Here is a 14360-nt window from a genome sequence, read left to right as displayed (position 1 = left end):
AGATGAGATAGCCTAGCAAGCTGACGTGAACCTGACCGGCGCTGCCCGGCCTGTCGGAGCTCGTCCGGGGAGGTAGATTCGTTTGCGCGTGCTCGTCGTCGAAGACACCGCCGATATCGCCGAGGCCGTCGTGATGCGGCTCGAGAAGATCGGTCACGCCGTCGATTGGGAGCAGGACGGCGTCACGGCTGCCGAGTTGCTGGCGGTGCAGGCCTATGACCTCGTCATCCTCGACCTCAGCCTGCCGGGGCAGGATGGGCTGGCGGTTCTCCGGCAGATGCGGGCGCGGCGGCTGACGACGCCGGTGCTTGTGCTGACGGCGCGTTCGGCCGTGGACGAGCGCATCGGCGCGCTCGATCTCGGCGCCGATGACTACCTGGTCAAGCCCTTCGACTATGGTGAGCTCGAAGCGCGGGCGCGGGCACTGCTCAGGCGCAGCGCTGGCCAGCCCGACAACATGCTGCGCGTCGGGCCTCTCGCCATCGACCGGGCAGGGCGCGTCGCGACAGTCGGCGACCGGCCCCTCAACCTGACGCGCCGCGAGCTGACCGTGCTCGAAATCCTCGCCGCCCGGCCGGAGCGGATCGTGCCCAAGGAGGAGCTGGTCGAACAGCTCTTCAACTTCGACCAGGAGGCCAGCCCCAACGCAGTCGAGCAGTTCGTGGCGCGGCTGCGCCGCAAGCTCGCGGACACGCCGGTCGAAATCCGGACCCTGCGCGGATTGGGGTATCAGCTTGCTGCTCTCTGATCTGCGCCTGTCGCTCCGTTTCCGCATCGTCGCCGTGCTCTCGGCGGTGCTGTCGGCAGGGGCGATTCTACTCGGATTGGCGGCCTGGCACTCATCCTCGCTTGCCGCGCGGCAGGCTTACGACCGGCTGCTTGCCGGCGGCGCGGTGCAGATCGCCGAGAATGTCTATGTGCAGGGCGGGGTGGTGACGGTCGATCCGCCCGTCTCCACAATCGCGACGCTCGCCGCCTACGATCTCGTCTTCTACAAGATCGTCGATCCGCGCGGTGTCGTGGTCGCCGGCTACGATGATCTCGCTTCGGATGCCGACCCCGTCGATATCCGTGCCGGGGTCGTTCTGGAGGATGGCCTCTATCAAGGCCAGCCGGTGCGTATCGCCAGCCTCGCCCGGCAGATCGATCTTCCCGGAACGAACAACTGGGCGACCATCGTCGTCGCGCAGACGACCGATGCGAGACGCGCGCTCGCCCGCGACCTGACGCTCAAGGCGCTCGGCGTCATTGCGGTCATGAGCCTGCTCGCCCTGTTGGCGACGGGTTATGCCGTGACGCTGGCGCTGAAGCCCCTGACGCGCATCGAGCGCGAGATCGCGAGCCGCCGGCCCGACGATCTCAGGCCGATCGCGGCCGAGCCCCCGGCGGAAATCCGCAATCTCGTCGAGGCGATCGACGACTTCATGCGCCGTTTGTCCGAGCGCATGGCGATCATGCAGCGCTTCATCGCCGACGCCGCCCATCAGATCCGCACGCCGCTGGCGGCGCTCGATGCCCAGGTCGAAATCCTGCTTGCGACGCCCGCATCGCGGCGCAAGGTCGATACCGTCAAGCGGATCCATGAACGCACGGCCGAACTCGGCCGCCTCACCGGGCAGCTTCTTGACCATGCAATGGTGATCCACCGCAAGGATGCCGCGGCGATGGCGGCGGTCGATCTGAACCAGCTGGCGAAGGCCGTTCTGGCCAAGACAGTGCCGCTCTCGCTGTCCCGCGAGGTCGACATCGCCTTCATTCCGGCCGAGCCGCCGCCGATCGTGAACGGCGATGCCGTGAGCCTGCGTGAAGCCTTGGGAAACCTGATCGACAACGCGCTGAAGCACGGCGCCGAGAGCCGGCTTGTCGTGACGGTGGGCGAAGATGCGGAGCATGCATGGATCGACGTGGCCGATGACGGCGGCGGATTTCCGGAGCCGCCCGAAGATCTCCTCCTCCCTTTCGCGAAAGGCGCAGCCTCCACCGGTTCGGGGCTTGGCCTGTCCATCGCGGTGGAGGTTGCGACGGCCCATGGCGGTGAGCTTGCCGTCTCGCGCGACGGCCGGATGACGCGGGTGCGCCTCACCCTTGCGCGGACATGGCCGGGCTTCCGAACGGTGGCCAGTTGACGGGGCTGGCACCGATCCCGGCGAGCCTCAGTCGAATTCCTTGCGGAACTTTTCGCTGACGGTAGCTGCTGACCGGAAGCGGCCGATTGAGAACGGCTCCAGGGGCGTCTGCGTCGCCCCGTCGACGATCATCTCGGCGAGGCATAGCCCCACGCCGGGGCCGATCTGGAAGCCATGGCCGCAGAAACCGAAGGCGTGGAACAGCCCTGGCGTCGTCTCGCTCGGCCCGATGACCGGGATCATGTCGGGCAGATAGGCCTCGATGCCGGACCAGACGCGGATGACATGGCATTGCGCGAGCACGGGCGCGACGCGCGCCAGCGCCTTCATCGCCGCTAGCGTCTTGACCGGCGGTACGGGGGCCCGGTTCGCCTGTGGATCGGCCGCCGTGCGCGGATAGCCGGCAAGGATGATGTTCCCGCGCGAAATCTGCCGGAAGATGACCGAGCCGTCGATCGCCTGGACGGAAGGCTCGATCATGTAGGGGAAAGGCTCCGTCACGAACTGCGGCGGTCCCGCGGGAAAGAGGGGCGCCGTTTCGCCGAAGCGCTCCGCGATCTCCAGCGCCCAGGCGCCGGCGCTGTTGACGAGCGCGCCGCAGCTCAGCGTGCCGCCATCCGCAAGCGTCAGCATGAAGCCGTCGCCTGAACGATCGACAGCGGCGACGCATGTGTTCTCGCGGATCACCGCGCCGTGCCGCGCCGCGGCGCGCACGACAGCCGGCGTGGCGAGGCGTGGATTGGCGGTAGCGTCGCGGGCCGAGTAGGTGGCGGCGACGGCGCGCTCGCCGAGCCAGGGCCAGCGTCGCCTGAGATCGGCCGGACCGACGCGCTCGATCGCAAGTCCATAGGACTCGGAGACCTTGGCGTAGCCCTCCAGCTTGGCGTGCTCTTCCTCGTCATAGGCAAGGTAGAGATGCCCGGTCTGCTCGAACTCGCAGTCCTCGCCGATCAGCGCGTCGAAATCCTCCCAGAGCGCCTGGGAGCGCAGGGAGAGCGGATACTGGCCCGGAAACCGCCCCTGGAGGCGCAGATTGCCGAAGTTGACGCCGCTCGACTGGGCGCCGACGACGCCCTTCTCGACCAGGGTCACGCGTTGTCCGCGCCGCGCCAGGAAGAAGGCGGTCCAGGCCCCGACGAGCCCGCCGCCGATGATGGCGACATCCGCGCTGTGCGGGCTCATGCGCCATCCCCGGCTGCGGCGAGCGCGATCGGCTTGACCGGTGCCTGGCCGCGCAACCTCCCGGCAGTGGCGCCGTCGCTACCGGCACTGGCCGCGACGATCTCCTGCAAGGCGGGGCCGCAGACGCGGCCTTGGCAGCGCCCCATCCCGCAGCGCGTCATCGCCTTCACGCGGTTGACCTCGACCGGACCGAGATCCCTCGCCATCGCCGCGCGCACCTCGCCGATCGTCACGTTCTCGCAGCGGCAGAGCGTCACGGAATCGGGCAGGGCGGCGATTTGCGCCTTCGGCCAGGCGAAGGCGAGGGCGAGCCCCCGCTGGAAGCTGCGCAAGCGCTCGACCTGCCGCGCCAGCTGCCTGATGGCCTCGATGTCCTGAGCCTGTCCGATATCCGACAGGATCGCATGGGCAGCCAAGGCGCCGCTCGCCTCGGCCGCATCGGCCCCGCCAATTCGCACGCCGTCGCCGGCGAGGTAGAGGCCCGGTCGCGCCCGGCCCATTCGGTCGATTTCTGGAAGGAACAGCCTGAAATCGGTGTCGTAGGCGAATTGTGCCCCGGCCAGGTCGGCAAGTTGCGTTTCAGGCTTCAGGCCATAGCCGAGTGCTACGGCGTCGCAGGCGAAGCGGCGTTCGCGACCCTGGGCGTCGCGCAGGACGAGCGCCTCGACGCGCCCTGCGCCTTCGATCGCGACCGGCGTCACCCCATGCAGCATGGCGGTTCCGGCGCGCAGCGAGGCGCCCATGTACCAGAGCCCGCGGAGCAGGGTTCGCGGCGCGCGAAGCAGCGCCGGCAGGGCGGTGGCCTTGGCCGACAACGGGGTCGTATCGGCGATGACGGCGATGTCGGCGCCCATGTCGCGATATTGCTTGGCGGCCAGCGTCAGCAGCGGGGAGGAGCCGAGGAAGGCGACGCGGCTCCCGATCAGGCAACCCTGATCCTTCAGCGCCACCTGTGCGCCACCGAGCGTGAACACTCCCGGCAGGGTCCAGCCGGGCATGGGGGCCACCCGGTCCATCGCGCCGCTGGCGATCAGCAGCTTGTCGAAAGCCAGCGTCTCCGCCTTCCCCTCGTGCAGCAGATGCAACTGCTTGCCGTCGATGGCCCAGACGAGCGTGCGGGGGCGATAGTCGATGGCGGGGAGCAGAGCTTCGAAGCGGCGATGCAGGGCGGCGTAACGCTGCGCTTCCGAACCCATCAGCCGGTTCATATCGAGGGCGAGATCATCCGCGGGACGCCGATAGCCTTGCCCGCCGGGCCTGGCCCCCTCATCGATCAGGATGGGCCTCAGGCCCTTCGCGCAAAGCACCTCGGCGGCGCTGATGCCGGCCGGACCGGCGCCGACGATGACGATGTCAGCCATGGGCGGCGGCCAGCGGTTGCGGCTCGGCAAACAGCGCCATCCCGTCGGAGACCGGCGTGGTACAGGCCCTGATCCGGCCGCCTTCCGCGCTCCAGACCCAGCAGTCCTGGCAGGCGCCCATGAGGCAGAAGCCGGCGCGCGGCTCGCCGCCGAATTCCAGCCGGCGGATCAAGGCGCCGCTTTCGAGCAGCGCTGCGAGGACGCTGTCGCCGACCGTCGCCTTGATGGTCGTGCCGTCGAAGCTGAGTGTCGCCTGCCGTCCGGCACGCGCCGCCACGCGGCGGAACTGGGGCTTCGGAGCGTCCATGCGGATTCCTGGAGATTTATTTCAATGCAATAGTTTCTCTTGGATATTGATAAGTCGGCCGACGACCTGTCAAGCGCTTCCTCCGCATTGCTCAGACGCGGGAAATGGCGTGCGCGGTTGCGATGACGAGCGAGGAAAAGCGCGCGACGACCTCGGCATGGCTGTAACGCGAGGTCGACGTGGCGATATTGACGGCCGCCTCCGGTTGGCCGTGGTGATCGACGATCACGGCCGCGATGGAGGCGTCGCCGAGATAGACCTCTTCGAAGGCCGTGGCGTAGCCCTGGGCCGCCGATTGGCGCAGCTTCTCGCGCAGCGCCTCGCGCTGCCACGTGGTCGAGGGCGTGTGCGGCTTGAGGTCGGACGCATCGATGATCGCCATCGCCTCGTCCTCGGGGAGGCGCGACAGCATGGCGATGCCCGGCGCCGTGCAATAGGCCGGCATCCGCGTGCCGATGATGACGTCGGTGTTCAGCACATGCCGACTCAGGAAGCGCGAGACGAAGATGATTTCCGTGCCGTCCCGCACGGTCAGGTTGATCGTCTCCTCGGTCTCCTTGCTCAGGTGCATGAGATAGGGCATCGCCCGATCGAGCAGGCGACTGCTGCGCACGAAATGATAGCCGAGATCGAGCGTCTTGGCGGTCAGCTCGAAGCGCTTGGTCTGCGCGTCCTTCCGCAGATAGCCGAGCTTGGTGAGCGTATGCGTGAAGCGCTGCGCAGCACTGAGATCCATACCGGTCTCCGACGCGACCTGCGACAGGTTCAGCGTCTGATGCTGGCGGCCGAAGGCGGAGAGAACGCGGAACGCCTTCTCGACCGAGTTGACCATCAGCACATCGTCTTTGCGCCCGGCCTCATCGGCTGTCGCGGCTGCTCGCTTGCGGCCGTTCTGTTTCGGTTCGGGCATCGTCATCGGGGCCTGCTCTCCTGGGTCGATCAATGGCTGTGACCGGCGGCCTTGACAAGGTGGCGCAATCTCGTTGATTATTCAATAGAAGTTATCGTATAGAAATAAACACTCATCGGAGAGCGCCATGAAGGATTCTGTTCTGGTCGAGGTGCGCGGCGCGGTCGGCTTCCTGACCCTCAACCGCCCGCAGATCCTCAACGCCTGGAACGCGCCCATGCGAACCCGCCTCGTCGAGGGGCTGGAGGAGCTGGAGGCGAACCAGGCGGTGCGCGCGATCATCCTCACCGGGGCGGGGGACCGTGCCTTCGGCGCAGGCCAGGACCTCAACGAGACCAAGACTTTCGATCCCGACCGGGCCGAAGCCTGGATGCATGAGTGGGAGCGCCTCTATGACCGCCTCCGCTCGCTCTCGAAGCCGATCATCGCGGCGCTGAACGGCGTTGCGGCTGGCTCTGCCTTCCAGGTCGCGCTGCTCTGCGACCTGCGTATCGGCCATGACGGCGTCACCATGGGCCAGCCCGAGATCAATTCCGGCATCGCCTCGGTGACCGGCCCCTGGATCATGAAGGAGATGATCGGGCTCGCCCGGACCATCGACCTCACCCTGACGGGCCGCATGATGGATGCCGACGAGTGCTTCCGCATCGGCCTGATCAACCGGATCGTGCCCAAGGATAAGGTCATGGAGGCCTCGCTGGCGCTGGCGGAGGAGCTCGCGGCCAAGGCGCCTGTCGCCATGCGGCTCAACAAGGCCCGCTTCCGCGAGGTCACCGAGGAGAGCTTCCGCGAGTGCCTGGCCGCCGGCATCCGCACCCAGCGCGAGGCCTACGCGACCGGCGAGCCGGCGCGGATGATGGAAGCGTTTCTCGCCAAGCGCGCCGCGCGCAAGAGCGCCTGACGACCTGATCACCCACGGGGAAATGCGGAAAACCGCTTGAAGGGGAGAAGACGATGACGAGCAGAAGCACCAATCCGACGAGGCGTACCCTGCTGCAACTGGCCGGCGGCGCTGCCGCAGGCGCGCTTGCGGCACCCTATCTCATCGGCACGGCACGCGCCGCCGTGCAGATCACGGTCGCCGATCCCGGCGGCCCGTTCGGTCCCGCCTTCCGCAAGGCCTTCTATGACCCGTTCGAGAAGGCGACCGGCAACAAGGTGGTCAACGTCGCGCGCGAAGCGGAGCCGACCGCGCAGTTCAAGGCGATGGTCGAGACGAAGTCCTACACCTGGGACGTCTGCACGCTGACGCTCTCGGCCCGCGACATCCTGAAGGCGCAAGGCCTGCTCGACCCGATCGGCTTCGCCCATGCTGATGTGCCGAAGCTGATGCCGCAGGCGATCTCGCCCGAGTTCATGGGCACGGACGTCTATTCGACGATCTTCGCCTACCGGACCGACAAGGTGAAGAACGCGCCCGCAAGCTGGACCGACTTCTTCAACGTCGAGAAGTTCCCGGGCCGCCGCTCGATGCGCAAGAACCCGATCGACAGCCTCGAGCAGGCCCTGCTTGCCGATGGCGTGCCGCTCGACAAGCTCTACCCGCTCGACATCGACCGCGCCTTCAAGGTGCTCGACAAGATCAAGCCGCATATCGCGGTCTGGTGGACCGGTGGCGCCCAGTCGACGCAGCTCCTGCAGAGCGGCGAGGTCGACATGACCACGGGCTGGAACGCCCGGCTGCAGGCGGCGATCGACGGCGGCGCACCGGCGAAGATCGTCTGGAACCAGGGCCTCTATTCGATCGAGGGCTGGGGACTGCCGAAGGGCGGCCCGAAGGCGGATGTCGCCCGCCAGTTCGTCCGCTTCTGCTCGGACCCGAAGGCGCAGGCGGTCTTCACCGACGCCCTGGCCTATGGCCCGACCAATCTCGACGCCTATCAGACGATCCCCGCCGAGCGCGCCAAGGTCCTGCCGACCTCGCCGGAGAACCTGAAACTGATGGCCATCGCCAATGAGGATTGGTGGAGCGCCAACCGCGCCAAGGTGAGCGAGCGCTTCAACTCCTGGCTCCTGACCTGATGGCGATGGCGACGAGCGCCGCGATGACCATGACCCAAACAAGAACCGCCAAGCTCGTCGTCGAGGGTCTGTGCAAGCGCTATGGCGCGACCACGGCCCTCGAGCCCAGCTCGCTCAGTGTCGCCGAGGGCGAGTTCCTGACTTTGCTGGGGCCTTCGGGCTCCGGCAAGACGACGCTGCTGCAGCTCATCTGCGGGCTGGTCGAGGCGAGCGAGGGCAGGGTCGTCATCGATGGCCGCGACCAGTCGGCCATGCCGGTGCATCAGCGCGATATCGGCCTTGTCTTCCAGCATTATGCGCTGTTTCCGCACCTGACGGTGGCGGAGAACATCGCCTTTCCGCTCAAGATGCGCGGGCGCCCGGGGGCGGAGATCGCGAAGCGTGTCTCGGAAACCCTGGAGATGGTGCATCTCGGGCATCTTGCGGGGCGTTTCCCGCGCGAATTGTCCGGTGGCCAGCAGCAGCGCGTCGCGCTGGCGCGCTGCTTCGTCTACCAGCCCTCGATCATCCTGATGGATGAGCCGCTGGGCGCACTCGACAAGAAGCTGCGCGAGCACATGCAGATCGAGATCAAGCGGCTGCACCGCGAGAGCGGCGCCACGATCGTCTATGTCACGCATGATCAGGAGGAGGCGCTCGCGATGTCCGACCGCATCTGCCTGATGAACCATGCCAGGATCGAGCAGCTCGGCACGCCGCGCGAGATCTACGAGCGCCCGCGCACCGCTTTCGCCGCCGATTTCATCGGCATCTCCAACATCTTCCGCGGCCGCTGGGACGGCAACGGCTCGCTCGAAACCGCGCATGGACGCTTCGCACTGCCGCACGGAGCGCGTTGCGAGAGCCAGGATGCGGCGCTGGTTATCCGGCCCGAGAACCTGCGCCTCGGCGCACAGGACGGCAACGCGGTGAACGGGCGCGTCAGCGAGATCGTCTATGCCGGCTCCGAGACGCGCGTCATCGCCGCGCTTCAGGACGGCGGCCAGCTCGTGCTGCGCCTCGGCCCCGACGATGTAGTGCCCGCAATCGACGAAACCATCGTCGCCGGCTGGCCGCGCGACAAGGCGGTGCTGGTCGCATGAGCACTGTCAGCATCAGCGGCGCGCCGGCGCGCACGAGCAGTTTGCGCCTCAGCGCGCTCTGGCTGGCGGTGCCCGGCGTTCTGTTCCTTGCGGTCTTCTTCGTCTGGCCGGTTGCTCAGCTTCTCGGTCTCAGCGTCGTCGACCCGGATAGCGGAGCCTTCTCGGCGAATGCCTATCAGCGCATCGCCGCGACCGACGTCTATCTGCGCGTGCTCGGCATCACCTTCCGCATCGCGGGCTGGACGGCGCTGTGGTCGCTGCTGATCGGCTATCCGCTGGCCTATTGGCTCGCGCGCCTGCCCGACATGTTCCGCGGGCGGATGCTGCTTTTCGTCATGGTGCCGTTCTGGACGAGCTATCTCGTCAAGACCTTCGCCTGGATGCTGATCCTCGGCCGAAGCGGGGTCATCAACTCCCTGCTGACCGGTTCGCATGTGGTCGACCAGCCGCTTTCGCTGATCAACAACCAGTTCGGCGTGATGGTCGGCATGGTCCACGCCATGGTGCCCCTGGCTGTGATGACCATGCTGCCGGTGCTGGCCGGCATCGACCGGCGCCTGGTCCAGGCGGCTCAGACGCTGGGCGCCGCGCCTGCGCGCGCCTTCTGGCTCGTCTACTTCAAGCTCTCCCTGCCGGGCGTGGCGGCGGCGGGGCTGCTCGTCTTCATCTCTTCGCTCGGCTTCTTCATCGTGCCCGCCTTTCTCGGTGGGCGGCAGGAGACCATGCTGGCGCAGCTCATCATCACGCAGGTGCAGGAGCTGCTGAACTGGTCCTTCGCCGGGGCGCTGTCGGCGATGATGCTGGTGGCCGCGCTGGTCTCCTGTGTGATCTACGACCGGGTCTTCGGGCTCTCGACGATCGCAGGCGGCTCAGCCCAGGTCGGCACGGGCCGTATCCGCGACCTCGGCCTTGCGATCCTCTCGGCGGTCGCCACCCTCGCAGGTCGTCTCGCGACGCTGGCGCAACCCCTGCTCGGCAAACGCGTCTGCGCGATGTTGCTGCCCGCCTTCTGTTGGCTCGTCATCGCCTTCCTGGTGCTGCCGACACTGCTCGTCATTCCGCTTGCCTTCACCTCCTCGCAGTTCCTGGAGTTCCCCCCGCCGGGTTACGGGCTGAGCTGGTTCCAGACCTATTTCAGCTCGCCACTCTGGATCCAGGCGACGATCCGCTCTTTCACGGTCGCTTTCGTCACGGCGCTGGCAGCAACGGCGATCGGCGGCTTCGCCGCACTGGCACTGGCGAACAGCCGTACCCGCTGGGCCGGGCTGATCTTCGCCTTCTTCCTCGCGCCGATGATCGTGCCGCGCATCGTCATTGCCGTCGGGCTGTTCTATCTCTTCGCGCGGCTGGGGCTGATCGCGACCGATCTCGGCCTCGTCATCGGCCACACCGTGCTGGCGATCCCGTTCACGCTGGTCACCATCGCAGCCGTGCTGAAGACATACGACCAACGCCTCGACCAGGCGGCGGCGACGCTCGGCGCGAACCGGGTGCGGACATTGACGGGCGTCACCATCCCGCTGGTCAAGGGAGGTCTCGTTGCGGCCTTCCTCTTCGCCTTCATCACCTCCTTCGACGAGTTGACCATCGCGATCTTCGTCTCGGGCGGCATCAAGACGACGCTGCCGAAGCAGATGTGGGACGACATGATCCTGCAGCTCAACCCGACGCTCGCGGCGGTCTCGGTCGTCGTCTTCGTCGTGGTGACGGCGATGCTGCTCATCGCGGAACGCTTCCGCTCCACCTCCCGACTCGACTGACCGACGAACATGACGCCTCCTGACGACAACGGCTTCGTGAGCCTTCTGACAGCGCGTGCCACAGCGGAACCGCAGCGCGTCTATGCGCGCTTCTGCGGCGAGCCGGTGACCTATGCCGAGATCGAGCGCCGCTCAGCCGCCTTCGCCGCGCATCTGAGAGCCCGCGGCATCGTCGCCGGTGACCGGGTCGCCGTGATGATGCGCAATTCGATCGCGACCATCGCGGTGGTCTTTGGCCTCGCGCGCGCCGGCGTCGCCTGGGTGCCGGTCAACGCCCAGCAGCGCGGGGAGGGGCTGCGCTACCTGCTGACGCATTCGCAGCCGCGCCTTGTCGTCGCCGATGCCGAGCTTGCGCCGCAGATCGCCGAGGCGATGGCGTCCGAAGCGGAGCTCTCGCTGCTCGCCCATGAGCCGGGCGGCGAGCTCGACGCCGTTCTTGCAGGCACCGGCTCCTTCGAGGAGCCTGCTCCGTCCGCCGATGCAGTTTTCGCGATCATGTACACCTCCGGCACGACCGGGCGCCCGAAGGGCGTGATCGTCTCGCACCGCATGCTGCGGCTCGCGGCGGAGAGCGTCGCGCTGCTCTCGGCTGCGAAGCAGGATGATGTCTTCTTCGTCTGGGAGCCGCTCTACCACATCGGCGGGGCGCAGCTTCTGCCTCTGCCGATGATCAGAGGCATCACGCTCGCCATGGTCGAGCGCTTCAGCGCCAGCCGCTTCTGGGATCAGGTCAGGGCGGAGGGCGCGAGCCATATCCACTATCTCGGCGGCATCCTGCAGATCCTGCTGAAGCAGCCGGCTTCGCCGCGCGACCGCGATCATGGCGTGCGCATCGCCTGGGGCGGCGGCTGTCCGCCGGACATCTGGCCGCAGTTCCGCGATCGCTTCGGTATCGATATCCGCGAGTGCTACGGCATGACGGAAGCCTCCAGCCTCACCACCTGCAACGTCACCGGCGTGGTCGGCTCGGTTGGGCGGCCGATGCCCTGGTTCACGGTGAAGCTGCAGAATGCGGAAGGCTGGGCAGTGGCCGCCGGCGAGCGCGGCGAGATCGTCATCGAGACCAGCATTCCCGGCGCGATCTTCCCCGGCTATCTCGACAATCCCGAGGCGACGGCGAAGGCCCTGCGCGCGGACGGCTTCCATACCGGCGATCTCGGCTCCTTCGACGCCGACGGCAATCTCTACTTCCACGGCCGGATGACCGACAGCGTGCGCTGCAGGGGCGAGAACGTCTCGGCCTGGGAGGTCGAGCACGTCGCGGCCGAGCATGAGGCGGTCGAGGATTGCGCGATGATCGGCGTCGCGGCCGACGTTGGCGAGCAGGATATCAAGCTGTTCGTCAAGCCGCGCGAGGGCGCGATCATCGATCCGCGCGCGTTGTCCGGCTGGCTCGGCCAGCGCCTCGCTCCCTACCAGAACCCGCGCTACATCGTCGTCGTCGACGAATTCGAACGCACGGCGAGCCAGCGCATCATGAAGCACAAGCTCTCGCCCCGGCTCGACGACTGCTGGGACAGGGCTGCGATGGCGATGGGGCACTGAGATGGCCGGCTGCGATATCCTTGTTTCCGGAACCGGCGGATTCGCCGCGCGCATCGCCTTCGACATCGCCGCAACGGCTGAGGAGCCTGTCGAGGTCGTCATCGCCGGCCGTAACCGCGAGCGGCTGAACTGGCTGCGGACCGCGGCGAATGCCCGCGCGGCGTTGTTCGGCAAGAAGGCGCGCTTCACCACCCACGCGGTCGACCTGCTCACTCCGAACGCATCGGATGATCTGCTCGCCGCAACCGGCCCGCGCATTCTCGTCCAGGCTGCCTCGATCCAGACCTCGCAGGTGATCGCCCAGAGCGGCAATGCCTGGACGCAGCTCGTGGCCGAGGGCGGCCTGAGCGCCACGGCGGTTTTCCAGGCTCTGCTTTCTTCGCGCGTCGCTGCGGCGATCACGCGCAGAGGCAAGCCCGTGACGCTGGTCAATTGCGGCTTCCCCGACGTGGTCAATGGCATGATCCGTGCGATGGGCCATGACGTCGCTTGCGGCATGGGCAATGTCGCGATCCTGTCCAACGTCTTCGCAGGATCGGCTGCCACGCCGCCGGGAAGCGAGGTCAAGGTTCTCGCCCATTATCAGAACCTCGCAGCCTGGCGCCGCCGGCCGGAGGATCGGGGCGGGCGGCCGCCTCGCGTCTGGCTGGATGGCTCCGAGGTCGCGGACGTCTATGCGCGCTTCGCCGACATCCAGCTCACACCCGAACCGGTCATCGAGATATCGGGAGCGAGCGGCGTTCCCATGCTGCTCGCCATGGCCTCCGGCCGCTCCTGGCGCGGGCACGTGCCGGGGCCGAACGGCTTGCCGGGCGGCTATCCGGTCCGGCTCGTGAACGGGGCGCTCGAGCTCGATCTTCCGGGCGGCGTCACTGATGCCGAAGCGATTGCCTGGAATGCGTCGTTCGAGCAGGAAAACGGCCTTGTCGTTTCGCCCGAAGGCAAGGTCGTCTTCACCGGCATCCTCGGCGACAGGCTGGCCGAACACTGCCCCACTCTACGCAACGGCTTCGTCGTGCAGGAGCTCGAGGCGGTGTGCGAGGAGCTGCTTCAGCTGCGCTCTGCCCTGATGCAGAAGGCTTAGCCCGCCTCCAGGAGCTTGGTGATTGGCCGACATCCGCCGGCCGGCGCGAAATGCGCCGGTCAGCTCCCGCCTGCCGCAGATTTCTCGATAAGCTGAAGTGCCTCCTCGACCGCCGCGCCGATGGAGCCGGCGAGCGGCTGGATCGGCAATGGCGGCGATCCGGGCTGAAGCCCGAGCTGATCCGCGATCCGATACATCACGCGCAGGCTGCCATGGGCGCGAAATAGCGCCCACAGCGGCTCGAACGCGGCATTGGCAGCGCCAGCTGATTCCTGATCACCGGCCATCGCGGCGCGCGTCAAACGCAGAGCGGCGGCAGGTAGAATGCCGGCGACGACGCTGTACCAGGCATCCGCGCCTGCCAGGAGCGCCGAGGCGGCGCCCCAATCGCCGCTATATCCGACGGTCATCCCACTCTGGCAGGACGATCGCAGCAGGCTCATTTCGCCTTCGAAGTTCCCGTCCGCAGGCAGCGGCATTTTGATCGCCGCGATATTCGCCAGCCTGGAAAGGCGGCCGATCAGCTCCGGCGAGAAGGTGAAATGGGTCGTGCTGGGGTTGTTGTAGATGCAGACCGGCAGGCCGGATGTCGCCGAGACCGCTTCGAATTGGGCGAAGACTTCGTCCTGCGTAAGCGGTGTGTACGAGACCGGAGCCAGCAGCAGCCCATCAGCGCCCATCCGCTCCGCATCCCCGGCGAGCTCCCGCACCCATGAGGTTCGCATGGCACCGATGCCGGCAATGAGCGGGACGCGGCCTGCGACGGTCTCGACGGCCGCAGCCAGCGCGCGCGCTCGCTCGCTCCGGTCCAGATAGGCGTAGGTGCCGGTGCTGCCCAGCACCGCGATGGAATCGACCCCGGCCGCGACGAGCCGGTCGAGCATGCGGGCAAAGGCTTGCGTATCGACCACACCGTCAGCATCCGCCGGCGTCAGCGGAAAGGCTGACAATCCCCGAAAGATCGAAGTTCCCGCCATGGTC

Annotated in this window: 13 protein-coding genes; 8 read left to right on the top strand and 5 right to left on the bottom strand. The window is 67.3% G+C overall.

What is annotated here, in order from left to right; translation table 11 throughout:
* The first annotated feature begins 82 nt into the window (after positions 1-82).
* Positions 83-748, top strand: a complete 666-nt coding sequence (locus tag AC1DIN_RS12420; protein WP_441470306.1) for a response regulator — start codon at positions 83-85, stop codon at positions 746-748.
* Complete coding sequence (locus AC1DIN_RS12415; RefSeq protein WP_476810025.1) at positions 735-2126, top strand: sensor histidine kinase; 1392 nt, start codon at positions 735-737, stop codon at positions 2124-2126. Before AC1DIN_RS12420 ends, AC1DIN_RS12415 begins: the two co-directional genes overlap by 14 nt.
* 27 nt (positions 2127-2153) lie before the next feature.
* Here AC1DIN_RS12415 and AC1DIN_RS12410 read toward each other — a convergent pair whose 3' ends face one another.
* The 4 genes from AC1DIN_RS12410 to AC1DIN_RS12395 all read right to left on the bottom strand — a co-directional run bounded on the left by AC1DIN_RS12410 (position 2154) and on the right by AC1DIN_RS12395 (position 5892).
* Positions 2154-3308, bottom strand: a complete 1155-nt coding sequence (locus AC1DIN_RS12410) for an NAD(P)/FAD-dependent oxidoreductase (protein WP_476810024.1) — start codon at positions 3306-3308, stop codon at positions 2154-2156.
* Positions 3305-4669, bottom strand: coding sequence for an FAD/NAD(P)-dependent oxidoreductase (locus tag AC1DIN_RS12405; RefSeq protein WP_476810023.1), 1365 nt, complete (start codon positions 4667-4669; stop codon positions 3305-3307). Before AC1DIN_RS12405 ends, AC1DIN_RS12410 begins: the two co-directional genes overlap by 4 nt.
* Positions 4662-4976, bottom strand: a complete 315-nt coding sequence (locus AC1DIN_RS12400) for a (2Fe-2S)-binding protein (RefSeq protein ID WP_441470302.1) — start codon at positions 4974-4976, stop codon at positions 4662-4664. The genes AC1DIN_RS12405 and AC1DIN_RS12400 overlap by 8 nt, the downstream gene beginning before the upstream one ends.
* Before the next feature lie 91 nt (positions 4977-5067).
* A complete protein-coding gene (locus tag AC1DIN_RS12395; RefSeq protein ID WP_441470301.1) occupies positions 5068-5892 on the bottom strand; it encodes an IclR family transcriptional regulator in 825 nt (274 codons plus the stop codon).
* A 121-nt stretch (positions 5893-6013) separates the two neighbouring features.
* Between AC1DIN_RS12395 and AC1DIN_RS12390 the strand changes: the two genes are divergently transcribed.
* The 6 genes from AC1DIN_RS12390 to AC1DIN_RS12365 are packed head-to-tail and all read left to right on the top strand — an operon-like array spanning position 6014 to position 13379.
* Positions 6014-6787, top strand: a complete 774-nt coding sequence (locus AC1DIN_RS12390; RefSeq protein ID WP_476810022.1) for an enoyl-CoA hydratase/isomerase family protein — start codon at positions 6014-6016, stop codon at positions 6785-6787.
* Positions 6788-6840: 53 nt separating this feature from the next.
* Positions 6841-7908 carry an ABC transporter substrate-binding protein gene (locus AC1DIN_RS12385; protein ID WP_441470299.1) on the top strand — a complete coding sequence of 356 codons (1068 nt, stop codon included), beginning with the start codon at positions 6841-6843 and terminating at the stop codon, positions 7906-7908.
* Positions 7909-7931: 23 nt separating this feature from the next.
* Entirely contained in the window at positions 7932-8990 is a 1059-nt protein-coding gene (locus AC1DIN_RS12380; RefSeq protein WP_441470298.1) for an ABC transporter ATP-binding protein, read from the top strand.
* Entirely contained in the window at positions 8987-10750 is a 1764-nt protein-coding gene (locus AC1DIN_RS12375; protein WP_476810021.1) for an ABC transporter permease subunit, read from the top strand. Before AC1DIN_RS12380 ends, AC1DIN_RS12375 begins: the two co-directional genes overlap by 4 nt.
* A gap of 9 nt (positions 10751-10759) precedes the next feature.
* Positions 10760-12295 carry a class I adenylate-forming enzyme family protein gene (locus tag AC1DIN_RS12370; RefSeq protein ID WP_476810020.1) on the top strand — a complete coding sequence of 512 codons (1536 nt, stop codon included), beginning with the start codon at positions 10760-10762 and terminating at the stop codon, positions 12293-12295.
* Between the two features lies 1 nt (position 12296).
* Positions 12297-13379: a hypothetical protein gene (locus AC1DIN_RS12365; protein WP_476810019.1), complete on the top strand. Its 1083-nt coding sequence runs from the start codon at positions 12297-12299 to the stop codon at positions 13377-13379.
* A gap of 59 nt (positions 13380-13438) precedes the next feature.
* Here the strand turns inward: AC1DIN_RS12365 and AC1DIN_RS12360 are convergent, their stop codons facing one another.
* Complete coding sequence (locus AC1DIN_RS12360) at positions 13439-14356, bottom strand: dihydrodipicolinate synthase family protein (RefSeq protein WP_476810018.1); 918 nt, start codon at positions 14354-14356, stop codon at positions 13439-13441.
* Between the last annotated feature and the right edge of the window lie 4 nt (positions 14357-14360).

This window comes from Allobosea sp. 05T438, from assembly GCF_056396025.1.
This window is presented reverse-complemented; position numbering and strand designations above follow the sequence as displayed.

Excerpts from the sequence above, each read along its gene's own strand:
- AC1DIN_RS12410 (WP_476810024.1), bottom strand. The coding sequence starts at position 3,308 with ATGAGCCCGCACAGCGCGGATGTCGCCATCATCGGCGGCGGGCTCGTC.
- AC1DIN_RS12405 (WP_476810023.1), bottom strand. The coding sequence starts at position 4,669 with ATGGCTGACATCGTCATCGTCGGCGCCGGTCCGGCCGGCATCAGCGCC.
- AC1DIN_RS12400 (WP_441470302.1), bottom strand. The coding sequence starts at position 4,976 with ATGGACGCTCCGAAGCCCCAGTTCCGCCGCGTGGCGGCGCGTGCCGGA.
- AC1DIN_RS12395 (WP_441470301.1), bottom strand. The coding sequence starts at position 5,892 with ATGACGATGCCCGAACCGAAACAGAACGGCCGCAAGCGAGCAGCCGCG.
- AC1DIN_RS12390 (WP_476810022.1), top strand. The coding sequence starts at position 6,014 with ATGAAGGATTCTGTTCTGGTCGAGGTGCGCGGCGCGGTCGGCTTCCTG.
- AC1DIN_RS12385 (WP_441470299.1), top strand. The coding sequence starts at position 6,841 with ATGACGAGCAGAAGCACCAATCCGACGAGGCGTACCCTGCTGCAACTG.
- AC1DIN_RS12380 (WP_441470298.1), top strand. The coding sequence starts at position 7,932 with ATGACCATGACCCAAACAAGAACCGCCAAGCTCGTCGTCGAGGGTCTG.
- AC1DIN_RS12375 (WP_476810021.1), top strand. The coding sequence starts at position 8,987 with ATGAGCACTGTCAGCATCAGCGGCGCGCCGGCGCGCACGAGCAGTTTG.
- AC1DIN_RS12370 (WP_476810020.1), top strand. The coding sequence starts at position 10,760 with ATGACGCCTCCTGACGACAACGGCTTCGTGAGCCTTCTGACAGCGCGT.
- AC1DIN_RS12365 (WP_476810019.1), top strand. The coding sequence starts at position 12,297 with ATGGCCGGCTGCGATATCCTTGTTTCCGGAACCGGCGGATTCGCCGCG.
- AC1DIN_RS12360 (WP_476810018.1), bottom strand. The coding sequence starts at position 14,356 with ATGGCGGGAACTTCGATCTTTCGGGGATTGTCAGCCTTTCCGCTGACG.